The sequence below is a fragment of the Amycolatopsis ultiminotia genome, assembly GCF_039536925.1.
GTDB classification, from domain to species: Bacteria; Actinomycetota; Actinomycetes; order Mycobacteriales; family Pseudonocardiaceae; genus Amycolatopsis; species Amycolatopsis ultiminotia.
Genome location: NZ_BAAAZN010000017.1, coordinates 60,248 through 76,771 on the forward strand (window position 1 = coordinate 60,248; position 16,524 = coordinate 76,771).

Sequence of the window (16,524 nt, forward strand, 5' to 3'; positions counted from 1 at the left end):
CCTGCTCGCCGTGGCCCCTACGGTGGGGAGAGTGAACAACCGACTGGCGGACGCGACCAGCCCGTACCTCCTGCAGCACGCCGGCAACCCGGTGCAGTGGCAGGAGTGGGGTACCGAGGCACTGGCCGAGGCTCGGCGACGAGGAGTGCCGATCCTGCTCTCGGTCGGTTACGCGGCGTGTCATTGGTGTCACGTGATGGCACACGAGTCCTTCGAGGACGAGGGCACCGCGGCGCTGATGAACGCGCATTTCGTCACCGTCAAGGTCGACCGCGAGGAGCGGCCGGACATCGACGCGGTCTACATGGCCGCCACGCAGGCGATGACCGGACAGGGTGGCTGGCCGATGACCTGCTTCCTCACGCCGGACGGCGAGCCGTTCCACTGCGGCACCTACTACCCGCCCTCGCCACGGCCGGGCGTCCCGTCGTTCCGTCAGCTGCTGGTCGCCGTCTCGGAGGCCTGGGAGGAGCGCCCGGACGACCTGCGTGCCGGGGCGAAGCAGATCGTCGAGCACCTGGCTGAGCAGAGCGGCCCGCTGAAGGAGTCGATCGTCGACGGCGGGGTGCTGGCCGACGCGGTCGCGAAGCTGGGCGAAGAAGCGGATCCGGTGCACGGCGGGTTCGGCGGTGCCCCGAAGTTCCCGCCGTCGATGGTGCTGGAGTTCCTGGTGCGCCACCACGAGCGCACCCGTTCGGCCGGTGCCCTCGTGCTCGCCGAGGCGGCCACCGAGGCGATGGCCCGCGGCGGCATCCACGATCAGCTGGCCGGTGGTTTCGCGCGGTACTCCGTGGACGCCGAATGGACCGTGCCGCATTTCGAGAAGATGTTGTACGACAACGCTTTGCTCCTCCGCTGCTATGCACACCTCGCCCGCCGCGGTTCGGCTTCCGCACTGCGCGTGACCGAGGGGATCGTCCGGTTCCTGGAAGCCGATCTCCGCACGCCGCAAGGAGGTTTCGCGGCCTCGCTCGACGCGGACACCGAAGGCGTCGAAGGGCTGACCTACGTCTGGACGCCCGAGCAGCTGCGCGAGGTGCTCGGCGACCAGGACGGTGCGTGGGCGGCAGAGCTTTTCGGGGTCACAACGACGGGCACCTTCGAAAACGGTGCTTCTACCCTGCGATTGCTCACCGATCCTGATGACTCCGAGCGGTTCGAGCGGGTCCGGCAGGCGTTGCTCACCGCGCGCCGGTCACGTCCGCAGCCCGGCCGCGACGACAAAGTGGTTGCCGCGTGGAACGGTCTCACGATCGGCGCGCTGGCCGAGGCCGGTACCGCCCTGGACCGTCCGAAGTGGATCGAGCTGGCGTGCGCCGCGGCTCGGCTGGTGCTCGACGTGCACGTGGTCGAGGGCAGGCTCCGGCGAAGTTCGCGGGACGGCGCCGTCGGCTCGCCGGCCGGTGTGCTCGAGGACTACGCCTGCCTCGCCGACGGCCTGCTCAGCCTGCACCAGGCCACCGGCGAACCCCGATGGCTCGCCGAGGCGACCCGGTTGCTGGACGTCGCGCTGGCGCACTTCGCCTCGGAGACCGCTCCCGGTGCCTATCACGACACCGCCGACGATGCCGAGGCCTTGGTGCAGCGGCCGTCCGATCCGACCGACAACGCGAGCCCGTCCGGCGCGTCGGCGCTCGCCGGTGCGTTGCTCACCGCGTCCGCGCTGGCCGGTCCCGCGGAAGCCACGCGGTACCGGGACGCCGCGGACGCCGCACTCCGCAGGGTCGGCCTGCTCGCGGCGCGGGTCCCGCGGTTCGCCGGGCACTGGCTTTCGGTGGCGGAGGCAGCGCAGTCGGGTCCGGTGCAGGTCGCCGTGGTCGGCGACGCACGCGGGCCGCTGGTCAGCGCGGCCGCCAGGAACGTGCACGGCGGAGGCATCGTGCTCGGTGGCGCGCCGGATGCGCCGGGTGTCCCGTTGCTCGCCGATCGCCCGCTCGTGGAGGGACAGCCGGCCGCCTACGTCTGCCGCGGCTACGTGTGCGAACGGCCGGTGACGACCACCGGCGAGCTCGTCGCCCAGCTCTGAGATTCCGCCCCTGGTGAACACCGTCCGCAGGAGCGGTGGTGAGGCGTAACTTGAATAGCGTTGTAATCATGTAATCGCGGAGGCGAGCATGTTCACGCACAGTGAGGCGGTGGGACACATGGGACGAGGCTGGAAGGGCCGCGGTGGCTGGCAGCAGGCCGAGGTGCCGTCGGCGGGCGACGCGGCGGCATGGTTCGGCGGACGGCTGCCGGAAGGCTGGTTCACCGGGGATCCCGAGGTCACGGTGGACCGTGAGGAGATCGTGGTGGTCGGCGAACTGCCCGCGCCGACCGGTGAATACGCCGACGACGCGGCGCGCGCAGCGGCCGAGGACGGGCGGATCAGCCGGTTCCGCGAGGAGACGCGTGACGAGCGCATCGAGATCGCGCGCCAGGCCGAGCACCGTTACCAGCGCAAAGTCGCGTGGGGTGCGCGGATCGGCGGCACCGAGGTGCGGTTCACGACGCTGTCCGCGCCGGTGATGACCCGATTGCGGCAGCCGGAGCGGCTGGTGCTGGACACGCTCGTCGACGCGGGTGTGGCCCGCTCCCGATCCGAGGCGCTGGCCTGGTCGGTCCGGCTGGTCGGCGAGCATGCCGAGAGCTGGCTGGCCGAACTGCGCGAGGCACTGACGAAGGTCGACGACCTGCGGTCGAAGGGGCCCGACCTGGGCTGACCGGCCGCGGGCGTGCCCCGTCCGGGCGCGGGCCAAACCATCGAGTCGTTCACCTCACTTCGGCCTGCAACCGGTCCTTCGCTGCGGCACGCTGGCGAGTAAGGCGCGAGGTAGCTGCATCGGAGGAGCCGTGGACGTCCCTGTCGTACCTGACAAAGTGGATCCGGACCTGCTCACCGCCGTGCTCGACGGCCGGTGGGGCGAGGTGAAGCGCGGCGTTCGTGCGCAGATGGCCGCCGAACAGTTCCAGGAGGCGGGTGACGTCGGCGTCGAGGAGCACCGCGCGCAGGTGCTCGACCAGTTGCGGAAACTCGCGGCCACCGACCGGCCCGCGCTCGGCTTCGACCCGGCGTACGGCGGGAAGGGCGACGTCGGCGGGTCGGTGATGTCGTTCGAGATGCTCGGACTGGGTGACCTTTCGCTGATGGTCAAGGCCGGCGTCCAGTGGGGCCTGTTCGGTGGCGCCGTGCAGCTGCTCGGCACCGAACGCCACCACGAGAAGTACCTGCGCCGGATCATGGATCTGGATCTGCTCGGCTGTTTCGCGATGACCGAGCACGGGCACGGTTCCGACGTACAGCACCTGCACACCACCGCCGAATACGACCCGGCGTCCGGCGAGTTCATAGTGGACAGTCCGGATCCGGGCGCCACCAAGGAATACATCGGCAATGCCGCACGCGACGGCCGCCTCGCGGTGGTGTTCGCGCAGCTGATCACCGGCGGTGGGTCCCGGGGCGTGCACGCCTTCGTGGTGCCGATCCGCGACGAAGCCGGTGCGCCTGCGCCCGGGGTGACGATCGAGGACTGCGGGCCCAAGGCCGGTCTCAACGGTGTCGACAATGGACGGTTGACCTTCGATCAGGTGCGCGTGCCGCGGGAGGCGTTGCTGAACCGCTTCGGTGACGTCGCCGAGGACGGCACGTACTCCAGTCCGATCGAGAGTGACGGCCGCCGGTTCTTCACCATGCTGGGCACGCTGATCCGCGGCCGGGTCAGCGTCGGCGGCAGTGCGGGCAATGCGACGAAGCGTGCGCTCGCGCTGGCGATTCGCTACGGCGAGCAGCGGCGCCAGTTTCGGCGTCCCGAGGGCGACGAGGTGGTGATCCTCGATTACCTGGGGCACCAACGGAAACTGCTGCCGGCGTTGGCGAAGACGTACGCACTGCACTTCGCGCAGGGAGAGCTCGTCGCGAAGCTGAACGACATCGCGACGGACGCACCGGAAGAAGAGCAGCGTGAGCTGGAATCCCGTGCGGCCGGGCTGAAGGCCGTGCAGACCTGGCACGCCACCAGCACCATCCAGGCTGCGCGCGAGGCCTGTGGCGGCGCGGGCTACCTCTCGGAGAACCTGCTTCCCGGGCTCAAGGCCGACACCGACGTGTTCACCACCTTCGAGGGTGACAACACCGTGTTGCTGCAGCTGGTCGCGAAAGGCCTGCTGACCCGCTACAAGGAGCACTTCCAGGACCTCAGCCCGTTGGCGACCGCGCGGTTCGTCGCCGAGCAGTTGGTCGGCACGGTCCTGGAACGCACGGCCGCGCGGCAATTCATCGAACGGTTCACCGATTCCGATGACGCCACGGCGCTTTTCGATCGTGAGTGGCAGCTGCGGCTGTTCGAGGACCGCGAGGAGCACGTACTCGACGGCGTCGCCAACCGTCTGCGTAAGGCGGCCGAGGATCCCTTCGGCGTCTTCAACGACGCGCAGGACCACGTGCTGCTGGCCGGTCGCGTACATGTCGAGCGGTTGGTCCTCGAAGCCTTCGCGCGCGCTGTCGAGGCATGTGCGGATCCGGAGGCGAAGATGCTTCTCGAACGCGTCTGTGACCTGTACGCGCTTTCAGCCATTGAAGCCGACCGCGCGTGGTTCCTGGAACACGGTCGGATCACGGCGTCGCGTTCGAAGGCAGTGACGGCGGCGGTCAACAGCCTGTGCGGTGAACTACGTCCGCACGCGCGCACGCTCGTGGACGCCTTCGCCATCCCGGAGCAGTTCCTCGCCGCTCCCATGCTCCGCAGCTGACCGGTACGACGCGGGCGCGACGCCGAACTGGCGTTTGAAAGCATGCGAAAACGCGAACGGTGAGCCGTACCCGACCTGCCGCGCGACAGCGGGCAGCTGGAGGTCACTGTCGCGAAGGAGCCGCGCGGCGACCGTCATGCGCCACCAGGTGAGGTACGCCATCGGCGATCGGCCGGTCAACGCGGTGAAGCGGCGAGCCAACGTGGCGCGGGACAACCTGACCTCCGCGGCCAGCTCCGCCAGCTGCCACGGCCGTGCCGGGTCCGCGTGCACCGCCTCCAGCGCCGCGGCGATTTCGGGGTCACGCAAGGCTTTCGGCCAGGCGTCCTCGGCGTTCTCCACCAGCCATGCGCGGATCAGGTAAGCGAGCAGCAGTTCGAGCAGCCCGCCGACGGCCGCGTCCCGGCCCGGCTGTGTCCCGTGTACCTCGCCGCCGAGCAACGAAATCGCCGCGCGCAGCTCGGGATGCGCGCCGATTTCGGCAGGGAGGTGGACCACTTCGGGCAGCGAGGACATCAGGAAATGCGCGCGGGAACGGTCGAAACGGTACTTCCCGCACAGCATGTCGGTGGTGCCGTCGGGCTGGGTCACCGCGGTTTCGAACGGCACCGCGGCTCGGTCGTCGGGCGTGCTCGACAGCACGTGCGCGCTGCCGTGCGGGAGGAGAACTGCATCGCCGGTGCCGAGCCGGATCGGGTCGCCGTGGTCGGTAAGCAGCCAGCCGGAACCGCGGAGCAGCACGTGGAACCCGGCCCCGGCGTAGGGGGCGAACCGGTAGCACCACTGTTCGCCGGCCGACATGCGGTTGGACGCCGGTTCCCCGGTGCGCATCACGGCGATCGCGTCGCTGAGGAGGTCCATGGATCGCAGTATAATCTCTCGGGTGAGACTTTCACGTATCAAATTGCGGATATTGCGCATGGATAGTCTCACTATGGCCGACTAACGTGGCTGATATGCAAAGCTTTCAGCTGGGTGCGGTCGAGGTCGTCCGAGTCGTCGAATGGCAGGGTGAGATCGCGCCCGCGCGGGACATCGTGCCCAGTCCGCCCGAGCTGTGGCGGGACCACGAATCCCTGCTCGTCCCGGACCACTGGCACCCGGAGCGGGACCGGTACCACGCCGCGGTGCAGACCTGGGTGCTGCGCAGCGAGGGCAAGGTGATCCTGGTGGACACCGGCGTCGGGAACGGCCGCGATCGGCCGCAGATCCCGCTGTTCGACCATCTGGACACCGGGTTCGCGGAGCGGCTTGCCGCGGCCGGCGTGCGGGCCGAGGAGGTGAATCTGGTGGTCAACACGCACATCCACTACGACCACGTCGGCTGGAACACCCGGTGGGACGGCGGCTGGGTGCCCACGTTCCCCAACGCGACGTACTTGATCCCGAAGCTCGACCAGGTCTATTTCGATCCGCGCAACGAGCACCGCCGTCCGGTGCCGCGTACTGCGTCCGACCAGGTGCGGCGCAAGGGAAGCCACCTCGTCTACGAGGACAGCATCGCACCGGTACTCGACCGCGCGACGTTGTGGGAGAACAGCCACCGCATCGACCGGAACCTGACCCTCGAACCGGCCCCCGGACACACCCCGGGCTCGTCGATACTGCGCTTGAAGTCGAACGGCGACCGCGCGGTGTTCGTCGGCGACATCCTGCACAGCCCGGTCCAGATCCTGGCACCGGAACACAACAGCTGTTTCTGCGAAAACCCGGCCCAGGCGATCGCCACCCGCAACCAAACGCTGGAACACGCCGCCGACGAACGGGAACTGGTGATCCCAGCCCACTTCGCCGGCACCGGAGCCACCGAAATCACCCGCAACGGCACCGGCTTCGCGGTGCAGCCCTGGACCCCATGACGCGTCGATCCTGGACCGATGCCACCCTGCCGACTCGGCGGCAAGTCAAGTGCCTAGGCGTACATGGCCAGCCAGATCGCGATGTAGTGGGACACCGCGGCCAGCACGGTGCACGCGTGGAAGAACTCGTGGTATCCGAAGGTCTCCGGCCAGTGGTTGGGCCATTTGACTGCGTAGAAGACGGCGCCGAGGGTGTAGAAGAGGCCGCCTACGCAGATCAGGACCAGGGCGGCCGGGCCGGCGTGGCGGGCCAGTTCCGGCAGCACGAAGACGGCTACCCAGCCCAGTGCGATGTAGATCGGTACGCCGAGCCAGCGGGGGGCGTGCGGCCACAGCATCTTCATCGTCACGCCCAGTACCGCGCCGCCCCAGATGATGGCCAGGATGATGTAGCCGGTCGGCTTCGACATGGCCAGCAGGGTGAACGGGGTGTAGGTGCCTGCGATGAACAGGAAGATCATCGAGTGGTCGGCGCGCTTCATCCACTTGTACGCGCGCGGGCTCCAGAGCCGGCGGTGGTACAGCGCGCTCACGCCGAACAGGCCCAGCACGGTGAGGCCGTAGACGGAGGTCGCGAGTGCCGCGACCGGGGAGACGGTGGCGGCGGCGAGGCTGATCAGCGTGGCGGCGCAGGCGACCGCGCCGAAGAAGGACCAGAAGTGGATGTGCCCACGCAGCCGCGGCCTGGTGTCCACGGGCGGCGGTGGGGGTTCGGTCGTCACGCTCACCGGGCCCACGCTACGGGACCGTAGGTTTTTCGCCAGCCCCCGTGGCGCGTCACACCCGGAACTGAGGGGTGCGTACGCTCAGCTGACGTGAGCCTCCGGTCCTTTCTGTCCGACGTCGTTTACGGCGTCTACGGCCGCCGCCTGATCCAGCAGGCGGCGGGTCGGCATCCGCGGCATATCGCCATCATCCTCGACGGAAACCGCCGGTGGGCGCGTGAAGCCGGGTTCACCGACGTGGCCGACGGGCACCGCGCGGGCGCCAAGAAGATCGCCGACTTCCTGAGCTGGTGCCGGGAGGCCGAGGTCGAGGTCGTGACGATGTGGCTGCTGTCCACGGACAATCTTCACCGCGCGCCGGACGAGCTGATGCCGCTGCTGAAGATCATCACCGACGTCACCGACGAACTGGCCGCACCCAGCGTGCCCTGGCGGTTGCGCATCGTGGGCGCCCTCGACCTGCTGCCGCTGGAGGTGGCGCAAAAACTCACCGGGGCGGCCGCCCGCACCGCGGATCGCGAGGGCATGGAGGTGAACGTCGCGGTCGGTTACGGCGGGCAGCAGGAGATTGCCGACGCCGTGCGCAAGCTGCTGCTCCAGCACGCGGACGAAGGCACTTCCATTCGCGAGCTGGCGAAAATGCTCGACGTGGACCACATCTCCGAACACCTGTACACGTCCGGACAGCCGGACCCGGACTTGATTATCCGGACTTCCGGTGAACAGCGGCTTTCCGGATTTCTGCTGTGGCAGTCAGCGCATTCGGAATTCTGGTTCACCGAGGCGTACTGGCCGGCATTCCGGCGGGTGGACTTCCTGCGCGCAATCCGCGACTACGCCTGGCGGCACCGCCGCTTCGGCAACTGACCCCGCGCGCACTCAACCCGGGCAAAACCAACCCAGGCCACAGCTGAAGCGGGCCGCAGCCGGGTCAGGGCACAGTCAGCCCCGGACATGAACGGCCCACGGCGCAGTGGGTTTGAGTCACCGCCGATCCGGGGCGCAGCCGACTCACCGCACAGTCGAGCCCCCGGACGCAAACGGCCTGCGGCACAGCCGGCCAGAAGTGCCAACGATCCGGGGTTGCGGGCGCTCCGGCGTGCAACCGTTCCCGGACCCAACCGCCCCGGCCGCACAACCGACACCGGCGCGGAGAGCAACCGCTCCGGCGCACCGTCGACCTTGGACCCAACCGACCCGAATCCAATCCGCCCGGGACCCAACCGACCCGGGACCCAACCGACCCGGGACCCAACCGACCCGGGACCCGATCCGCCCCTGGCCCCAATCGCCCTGGCCTCAACTGACCGAGGACCGAACCGGCCTGGCCTCAACTGACCGAGGGCCGAACCGGCCTGGCCTGAACCGACGGGGGACCGAACCGATCTGGTCTGAACCGACGGGGACCGAACCGGCCTGGCCCCAATCAGCTTGGCCTCAACCGGCCCGCTACCGCACCGGCGCTGGGACCCGACCGGCCCGGGGGCCAGTTGCCCTGGTCCCGACCGGCGCGGGAGCCAACTCGCCGTTGGTCCCACTGCCCGGGGGTGCAGCCGATCCCGAGGCGCAACCGATCCCAACCGATCCCAGGCACGGCGAAGGCCCCGGAGCCGGGCTCCGGGGCCTTCGCCAGCACGCTCGCGTCAGTGGTGCTCGAGCGAGTGGGCAACCAGGGCCGGGGTCGTGGCGATACCGGTGTAGGCACCGGCAACCAGCGAGGCTGCGCCATAGCCCAGTGCGCCGCCGCCTTCGATGAAGGTGGCGTACGCGTCGCCGAACGTCGGGTCCGGGGTGCCGGTCGTGTCGGCGGGCGAGGCGAACGCCGTGCCGCCGATCATCATCAGGCCCGCGGCCGCACCGGCGACGATTCCAGCCTTCTTCAGCACTTCGCACACTCCTAAGTTGAGATACTGGGATCCGGGGCACCGGAGCGTTCCGGTGGTGTGTCCCGCAGTGAGGAAATTACCCGCATGTGGCCGTCGGGGAATGTTCCGTACGCCCATTGTGTGAGTCCGGATGGGCGGCTTTCACTCGGTACGGTCCACTACCCCGGATGCGAAATGCATTACGGTTGTCCCCGTGGTACAAGCCTTTTCTCCGGCATTTCCCTGCACACGGTAATCAATACGGAGAAATCATGCGACCGCGGGACCCCTCGATCGCGCACCTGGTGACACTGGGTCACTGTCGCCGACGGTCAGTGTCGGCCCACTGACGGTGAGATGACGAATCGGCGAATCACCTGTGTGGCTGCCTGCATGATCCGGCGGACGTGGGTACCTTCCGGAAGTGAGGGCTCGCGTTCCGTGCGGGTTCTCGCGGGAGGCCCTGGTCGTGGCAGTGATCGAGGGAGCGGCTCAGCCGCTCACACGGTGCACGAGGGGGCCGGCACCCGGCCCTGCAGGTCGCGTGCCCTGACGCATCCGGCGTCAGGGAGTGCGAACCGCCAGGGAGGTGCCCGGCCCAGCGAGTGCGGGCGTGGGGTGCACACGCCCTCGAGGGAGATGCCGTCGTGACTGCGCAGCGTTCACCCCGCAAGGCCTCTGGCCGTTCTTCGACCGGTGCCTCGGCCCCGGAGAAAGCCTCGATCTCGCCCGAATCCCCGCGCTGCACCTATGTGCTCGACACCTCGGTGCTGCTCTCCGACCCGTGGGCGGTCACCCGGTTCGCCGAACACGCCGTGGTGCTCCCGCTGGTCGTCATCAGTGAATTGGAGGCCAAGCGCCACCATTCCGAGCTGGGCTGGTTCGCCAGGGAATCGCTCCGCCTGCTCGACGATCTGCGCCTGCTGCACGGCAGGCTCGACGCCCCGGTCCCGATCGGGGACCACGGCGGCACCCTGCAGGTGGAGCTCAACCACACGGATCCGTCCGTGCTCCCGGTGGGCTTCCGGACCGACTCCAACGACCACCGCATCCTCGCGTGCGCGCTCAACCTCGCCACCGAGCGCGAATCGGTCACACTGGTGACGAAGGACATCCCGCTTCGGGTCAAGGCGGGGGCGGTCGGCCTGGTCGCCGACGAGTACCGCGCGCAGGAGGTCACGCCATCGGGCTGGACGGGCATGGCGGACGCAGATGCCCCGCAGGAGCTGATCGACGCGCTGTTCTCCGGCGGTTCGGCGGATCCGGCGGAGTTCGGCCTCAGCGAGCTGGGTGAGCTGCCCTGCCACACCGGGCTGCGGCTGCTCGCCGGCAGCTCCAGCGCGCTCGGCCGGGTCACCGCGGACAAGCGCGTGCGGCTGGTGCGCGGGGATCGCGAGGCGTTCGGCCTGCACGGCCGTTCCGCCGAACAGCGCGTCGCACTCGACCTGCTGCTCGATTCCGACGTCGGCATCGTCTCGCTCGGCGGCCGCGCCGGCACCGGAAAATCGGCGCTGGCGCTGTGCGCGGGACTGGAAGCGGTGATGGAACGACGGCAACACCGCAAGGTGGTGGTGTTCCGGCCGGTCTACGCCGTCGGCGGCCAGGAGCTGGGCTATCTGCCCGGTTCCGAGAGCGAGAAGATGCAGCCGTGGGCGCAGGCGGTGTTCGACACGCTCGGTGCGCTGGTCAGCCAGGACGTACTGGACGAGGTGTTCGACCGCGGCATGCTGGAGGTGCTGCCGCTCACGCACATCCGCGGCCGGTCGCTGCACGATTCGTTCGTGATCGTCGACGAGGCGCAGTCACTCGAGCGCAACGTGCTGCTGACCGTGCTCTCCCGGCTGGGCACGGCGTCGCGGGTGGTGCTCACGCACGACGTGGCCCAGCGCGACAACCTCCGCGTCGGCAGGCACGACGGCGTCTCGGCGGTGATCGAGAAGCTGAAGGGGCACCCGCTGTTCGCGCACGTGACCCTCACCCGCTCGGAACGCTCGCCGATTGCGGCACTGGTCACCGAGCTGCTGGAGGACCACGGCTGATCCGGAGGTGCCGGGGGCGCCACGACGGGGTCCCCGGCACCGGCCGGTTTCACCAGCCCGACGGCAGCGGCCTGCCCTCGGCGAAACCGGCGGCCGACTGCACGCCCAGTACGGCACGGGCGTGCAGCTCCTCGAGCGTGCGGGCACCCGCGTAGGTGCACGACGAGCGCACCCCCGAGCAGATCGAGTCGAGCAGGTCCTCGACGCCGGGCCGGGTCGGGTCCAGCGCCATCCGGGACGTGGAGATGCCCTCCTCGAACAAGGCCTTGCGTGCGCGGTCGAACACGTTGTCCGTGCGCGTGCGGGCGCCGACGGCCCGCTTCGACGCCATGCCGAACGACTCCTTGTACGGCCGGCCCTGCTCGTCGTAGCGCAGGTCGCCGGGAGACTCGTGGGTGCCGGCGAACCAGGAGCCCACCATCGCCGCGGATGCGCCCGCGGCCAGCGCCAGCGCGACGTCCCGCGGGTGCCGCACGCCGCCGTCCGCCCAGACGTGCTTGCCGAGTTCGCGAGCCGCCGCCGCGCAGTCCGCGACCGCGGAGAACTGCGGACGGCCGACGCCGGTCATCATCCGGGTGGTGCACATCGCGCCCGGTCCGACCCCGACCTTGACCACGTCCGCGCCTGCCTGGATCAGGTCACGGGTGCCCTCGGCGGTGACCACGTTGCCCGCGACCACCGGGACCTTCGGGGACACCGACCGGACCGCCTTCAGCGCGGCGATCATCTTCTCCTGGTGCCCGTGCGCGGTGTCCACCACCAGCACGTCCACGCCTGCCGCCAGCACCGCCTCGGCCTTGGCCGCGACGTCGCCGTTCACCCCGACGGCCGCGGCCACCCGAAGCTTGCCCGCCTCGTCGGCGGCCGGTGTGTAGATGCCCGCGCGCAGTGCGCCGACCTCGGTCAGTACGCCGGCGAGCCGGCCTTCCTCGTCGAGGCCGAGCGCGAGACGGCCACCGTGGGCGTGCAGCCGTTCGAAGACCTCCCGCGGTTCGGTGTCCAGCGGCACCGCGACGGTCGGCGGCTGTGCGACGTCGGCCAGCCGGGCGAAGCGGTCCACACCCGCGCAGGCGGCCTCGTCGACGATGCCAACGGGCTTGCCGTCGGCGTCGACGATCACGACCGCGCCGTGGGCTCGCTTGTGCACCAGGTTCAGCGCGTCCGCGACTGCGTCACCACCGGTGAGCACCAGCGGCGTGTCCCAGACCGGATTGCGGCTCTTCACCCAGGTGACGATCTCGGCGACGGCGGCGGTGTCCACGTCCTGCGGCAGTACCACCAGCCCGCCGCGGCGGGCCACCGTCTCCGCCATCCGGCGGCCTGCGACGGCGGTCATGTTCGCCACCACCACCGGGATCGTCGCACCGGTGCCATCCACAGTGGACAAATCCACGTCGAAACGGGACTCGACGTCCGAGCGGTTCGGCAGCAGGAAGACGTCGTCGTAGGTCAGGTCGTGAGCGGGCACATGCCCATCCAGAAAGCGCACGAGTCCCCAGGCTACGTGGCCCGTGCGCGGGACGCGAACCCGGCGTGCCCCGTGGAACAATGGCCGCATGAACGGCCGTGATCGCGACGAAACGGGCCGTGCGCGCAACGCCCGCCCGCGCGACGGCCTCGGCCGCCCGCTGCCCTACGGCGAGCAGGGCGTGGACCGGCAGCCGGAGGGTGTGCTGCGCACTCCGCAGGAGACCCTGGCCGAGGCACAGCAGCTGCTCGACACCGGACGGCCGTTCCACGCGCACGAGGTGTTCGAGGACGCGTGGAAAGCGACCGACGGTCCCGAGCGCGAGCTGTGGCGTGGCCTCGCCCAGCTCGCCGTGGGCCTGACGCACGCGTTGCGCGGCAACAGCAGCGGCGCGGCCGCCCTGCTCGAACGCGGTGCGGACAACATCGAGCCGTACCGCGAGACCGCACCGCACGATCTCGACGTGCCCGGTCTGCTCAGCTGGGCCCGCGCGCTGGCCGCGGAAGTGCGCAACCACGCGCGGGCCGAGCCGCAGAGTCCCCGGCTGACCCGCTAGTCCGGGCCGGCCCGCCAGTCCCGGTTCAGGCCTCCGGCCAGCCTGCCGAGGCCGCTTTTTCCGCGCCGATCGTGCTGCCCTCGCCGTGCCCGGTGCGCACGATCGTCGTCTCCGGCAGGGTGAACAGCCGTTCCCGGATGGACTTCACGATCGTCGGATAGTCCGAATAGGACCGTCCGGTGGCGCCGGGGCCGCCGTGGAACAGGGTGTCTCCGGTGAACAGCACGCCGAGTTCGGGGCTGTACAGGCAGACCGCACCCGGTGCGTGGCCGGGGGTGTGCAGCACGGTGAGTTCGGTGCCGGCGACGGTGATCCGCTGGTCGTCGGAGAGTTCGCCGTCCGGGGCGCGGTCCGGGTGGGTCAGGTCCCACACCACGCGGTCGGCCGGGTGCAGCAGGATCGGCGCGCCGGTCCGTTCGGCCAGCGCCGGCGCGGCGTTGACGTGGTCGTTGTGCGCGTGCGTGCAGACGATCGCCTGGACCGTGCGCTCGCCGACCACGTCCGCGATGGCGTCCGCGTCGTGTGCTGCGTCGATCACGATCACCTCGGTGCCGTCGCCGACGATCCAGACGTTGTTGTCCACGTCCCAGCTGCCGCCGTCGAGCTCGAAAACACCCGACGTGATCAGGTTCTGCACTATCGCCGTCATGGTCTGCAGACCCTAGTACGCCGGCCGCGGGTCGACAGTGTCGTTGCCGTGGTCTTGAACAATACAAGACGTCGTGTATTGTTCTCGCCATGCCACTCGATCAAGCCGCCGAAGCCTTTGTCGAGAACGCCCTGCGGAAGCCGGCCAAACCGCTGTCGGAGACGTCGATCGCCGAGATGCGGGCGTCGGTCGAGGCGTTGATCCCGTTCGGATTCGAGCGGGAAGACGTCCACGCCGTCGACGACCGGACGGTCGGCGGCGTCGCCGTACGGAGCTACCGGCCCGGTACCGAGCCACTGGGGAATGTGGTTTACCTGCACGGTGGTTCGTTCACCCGGTGTGGGTTGCACACCCACGACACGCTGTGCCGCCGGTTCGCCAACCGTTCCGGCTGCACCGTCGTGGCGGTCGACTTCTCGCTTGCTCCGGAGGCGACCCACCCCCGTCAGCTCGACGAAATCACCGCGGTCCTCACGGCCGTCTCCCGCGCCAACCCGGGCGAAAAGCTGTTCCTGGCAGGCGAGTCCAGCGGGGGATGCCTCGCGGCCGCGACGGCGCTACGGCTGCGCGAGCGGGGCGATACCGGTTTGGCCGGGCTGGTGTTACTGCTCCCCGTGCTGGACCGGGATTCGGGTACGACGTCTCGGCACACTCTGGACGAGGACTACCTGCTCTCCGGCGAGCAAATGGACTGGATGTTCGAGCAGTACGCCCCTGGCGCGGCACACGACGACCCGCTCGTCTTCCCGTTCCGTGCCCTGGACCTGAGCGGACTCCCGCCCACTGTTGTCGTCACCGCCGAGTTCGATCCGCTTCGCGACGAAGGGCACGCCTTCGCCGAGCGGATCCGCGAGGAGGGCGGTCGCGCCGAGGACGTGTGCGTTCCCGGGATCATTCACCACGCACCGCTGGTGCCGAAGCAGATCCCGGCCGGTGCGCGCGTCATCGACGATGCCTGCGCACTGCTCCGCACCATCGTGAGCTGAACGCGCCGCGAGTTTCCCTTACCCACGTTGACAACGAGGTCTTCGCATGATGCTCGTCGACTACATCGATCGCGGTGCGCAAATGGCGCCGTCCGCTCCGTGCCTCGTCGATCCGGACGGGACCGTCGTACTGACGCACGACGAGTTCCGCACCCTGACCCACCGGATTGCCGGAGCGCTTGTCCGTGACGGAGTGCGGCCGGGGGATCGCATCGGCATCCTCAGCACCAACCATCCGCTTGCCCTCGCCGGGGTCGCCGGCATCCTCCGGGCGGGAGCGATCTGGACCGCGATCAACGTCGCCTCCGGAGCGGCGGACCAGGCGGGTTTCCTCGCCACGGTCGGTTGCCGGCGGATCATCCACCACCAGGATCTGTCCGATCGGGTCGCCGAACTCGAAGAACGGGTCGAGGGCCTCGACCCGTCCGTCGGCTTCGGCGGTGATACCGGCTTCGCCGACTGGCTGGCGCCACCGGAATTCCGTGCACCGGACCCGGCCTTCGAACCGGACCGCATCGCGATGCTGCTCCCGACCGGCGGGACGACCGGCCGCTCGAAAGCGGTCCCTATCACGAACCACCAGATCCATCTGATGTGCCTGGCCTTCCGGATCCACCTGCGTGCACCCGCTCCGTCCCGCTACCTCTGCGCCACCCCGATGACGCATGCCGCCGGTCTGCTCTGCTTCCCGGCACTGGCCGACGGCGGCGCGGTGATCGTGCACCACGCCGTGGTTCCCGACCGGATTTTCGGATCGATCGAACGCAACCGGGTCTCGGCGATCTTCCTTCCGCCGACCGCCTTGTACAAGCTGCTCGCCGACCCGCACGTTCGCGAGCACGACTACTCGTCCCTGCGTCAGTTCCTGATCGCCGGCGCGCCACTGGCACCGGACCGGCTCGCTGAAGCGGTCGAAGTGTTCGGGCCGGTGCTGACGCAGACCTTCGGACAGGCGGAGGCCCCGCTGATCTGCACCGTGCACGAGGCGCCGGAGATCGCCGCCGCGGTCGCGGATCCCGCGCTGAGCCGCAGGCTGGCGTCCTGCGGAAGGCCGTCGGAGATCGCCCGGATCGAGATCATGGATGACGAGGGCGCGCTGCTCGGCCCGGGGGAGAGCGGGGAGATCGTCGTGCGGTCCGAACTGGTTTTCGCCGGTTACTGGCAGGACGCCGAGGCGACTGCGCAGACCGTCCGGCCAGGGGGCTGGTACGGCACCGGCGACGTCGGCCTGCGTGACGAGGACGGGTTCGTCTACCTCGTCGACCGCAAGAAAGACATGATCATCACCGGCGGATTCAACGTGTTCCCGTCCGAGGTCGAGGCGTTCCTGCACACGTTCCCGGCCGTCGGCGACTGCGCGGTCATCGGCCTGCCGGACCCGAAGTGGGGCGAGGCGGTCACCGCGGTGATCGAGGCCAAACCCGGCTTCCCGCTCGACGAACAGTCCCTCATCGCGCAGTGCAAGGCGCATCTCGGCTCGGTGAAGGCACCGAAACGCATCATCCTGCGCGATCTCCCGCGCTCCGGCGTCGGCAAGGTGCTCAAGCGCGCGCTGCGCGACGAGTACTGGGCTACGACGACGCGCCGAATCTGATCCCGTCCACCCAACACGACGCTCGTCGCGATGCCGCCGATCCGGCGGCACGCAC

The 16,524-nt window shown here is 69.6% G+C and carries 14 protein-coding genes; 9 read left to right on the top strand and 5 right to left on the bottom strand.

All coding sequences use genetic code 11. The features are described from left to right. Positions 1–31: 31 nt before the first annotated feature. The 3 genes from ABD793_RS31665 (at position 32) to ABD793_RS31675 (ending at position 4,728) form a co-directional block, all read left to right on the top strand. Positions 32–2,026: a thioredoxin domain-containing protein gene (locus tag ABD793_RS31665; RefSeq protein ID WP_344866692.1), complete on the top strand. Its 1,995-nt coding sequence runs from the start codon at positions 32–34 to the stop codon at positions 2,024–2,026. A gap of 118 nt (positions 2,027–2,144) precedes the next feature. Further along, complete coding sequence (locus ABD793_RS31670) at positions 2,145–2,702, top strand: hypothetical protein (protein ID WP_344866931.1); 558 nt, start codon at positions 2,145–2,147, stop codon at positions 2,700–2,702. Between the two features lie 130 nt (positions 2,703–2,832). Then, positions 2,833–4,728 carry an acyl-CoA dehydrogenase family protein gene (locus ABD793_RS31675; RefSeq protein WP_344866694.1) on the top strand — a complete coding sequence of 632 codons (1,896 nt, stop codon included), beginning with the start codon at positions 2,833–2,835 and terminating at the stop codon, positions 4,726–4,728. Here ABD793_RS31675 and ABD793_RS31680 read toward each other — a convergent pair. Then, positions 4,648–5,589, bottom strand: a complete 942-nt coding sequence (locus ABD793_RS31680) for an AraC family transcriptional regulator (RefSeq protein WP_344866696.1) — start codon at positions 5,587–5,589, stop codon at positions 4,648–4,650. The two genes, ABD793_RS31675 and ABD793_RS31680, sit on opposite strands and share 81 nt — an antisense overlap. A gap of 95 nt (positions 5,590–5,684) precedes the next feature. Here ABD793_RS31680 and ABD793_RS31685 point away from each other — a divergent pair, with 95 nt between their 5' ends. Continuing rightward, positions 5,685–6,587, top strand: coding sequence for an MBL fold metallo-hydrolase (locus tag ABD793_RS31685; RefSeq protein WP_344866698.1), 903 nt, complete (start codon positions 5,685–5,687; stop codon positions 6,585–6,587). Between the two features lie 53 nt (positions 6,588–6,640). Here ABD793_RS31685 and trhA read toward each other — a convergent pair whose 3' ends face one another. Next, positions 6,641–7,282, bottom strand: a complete 642-nt coding sequence (gene trhA / locus ABD793_RS31690; RefSeq protein ID WP_425548802.1) for a PAQR family membrane homeostasis protein TrhA — start codon at positions 7,280–7,282, stop codon at positions 6,641–6,643. Positions 7,283–7,402: 120 nt separating this feature from the next. Here trhA and ABD793_RS31695 point away from each other — a divergent pair, with 120 nt between their 5' ends. After that, entirely contained in the window at positions 7,403–8,179 is a 777-nt protein-coding gene (locus tag ABD793_RS31695; RefSeq protein ID WP_344866702.1) for an isoprenyl transferase, read from the top strand. A 776-nt stretch (positions 8,180–8,955) separates the two neighbouring features. On the opposite strand, the gene ABD793_RS31700 is transcribed toward ABD793_RS31695, so the two are convergent. Next, positions 8,956–9,198 (bottom strand): hypothetical protein, encoded by a 243-nt coding sequence (locus tag ABD793_RS31700; RefSeq protein WP_344866704.1) that lies wholly within the window; start codon positions 9,196–9,198, stop codon positions 8,956–8,958. Between the two features lie 731 nt (positions 9,199–9,929). Between ABD793_RS31700 and phoH2 the strand changes: the two genes are divergently transcribed. Beyond that, positions 9,930–11,216 (top strand): RNA 5'-3' helicase PhoH2, encoded by a 1,287-nt coding sequence (gene phoH2, locus ABD793_RS31705; protein WP_344866933.1) that lies wholly within the window; start codon positions 9,930–9,932, stop codon positions 11,214–11,216. Positions 11,217–11,265: 49 nt separating this feature from the next. Here phoH2 and guaB1 read toward each other — a convergent pair whose 3' ends face one another. Beyond that, a complete protein-coding gene (gene guaB1 / locus ABD793_RS31710) occupies positions 11,266–12,705 on the bottom strand; it encodes a GMP reductase (RefSeq protein ID WP_344866706.1) in 1,440 nt (479 codons plus the stop codon). A 67-nt stretch (positions 12,706–12,772) separates the two neighbouring features. Here guaB1 and ABD793_RS31715 point away from each other — a divergent pair, with 67 nt between their 5' ends. Then, positions 12,773–13,240 carry a DUF309 domain-containing protein gene (locus ABD793_RS31715; protein WP_344866708.1) on the top strand — a complete coding sequence of 156 codons (468 nt, stop codon included), beginning with the start codon at positions 12,773–12,775 and terminating at the stop codon, positions 13,238–13,240. Between the two features lie 25 nt (positions 13,241–13,265). Here ABD793_RS31715 and ABD793_RS31720 read toward each other — a convergent pair whose 3' ends face one another. After that, positions 13,266–13,889: an MBL fold metallo-hydrolase gene (locus ABD793_RS31720; protein WP_344866710.1), complete on the bottom strand. Its 624-nt coding sequence runs from the start codon at positions 13,887–13,889 to the stop codon at positions 13,266–13,268. Between the two features lie 89 nt (positions 13,890–13,978). Between ABD793_RS31720 and ABD793_RS31725 the strand changes: the two genes are divergently transcribed. Both ABD793_RS31725 and ABD793_RS31730 read left to right on the top strand, forming a co-directional pair. Beyond that, the gene (locus tag ABD793_RS31725) at positions 13,979–14,875 is read left to right on the top strand and encodes an alpha/beta hydrolase (protein WP_344866712.1); all 897 of its coding nucleotides are present in this window, start codon (positions 13,979–13,981) and stop codon (positions 14,873–14,875) included. 46 nt (positions 14,876–14,921) lie between these two features. Continuing rightward, positions 14,922–16,469 (top strand): class I adenylate-forming enzyme family protein, encoded by a 1,548-nt coding sequence (locus tag ABD793_RS31730; RefSeq protein WP_344866714.1) that lies wholly within the window; start codon positions 14,922–14,924, stop codon positions 16,467–16,469. Positions 16,470–16,524 lie beyond the last annotated feature (55 nt).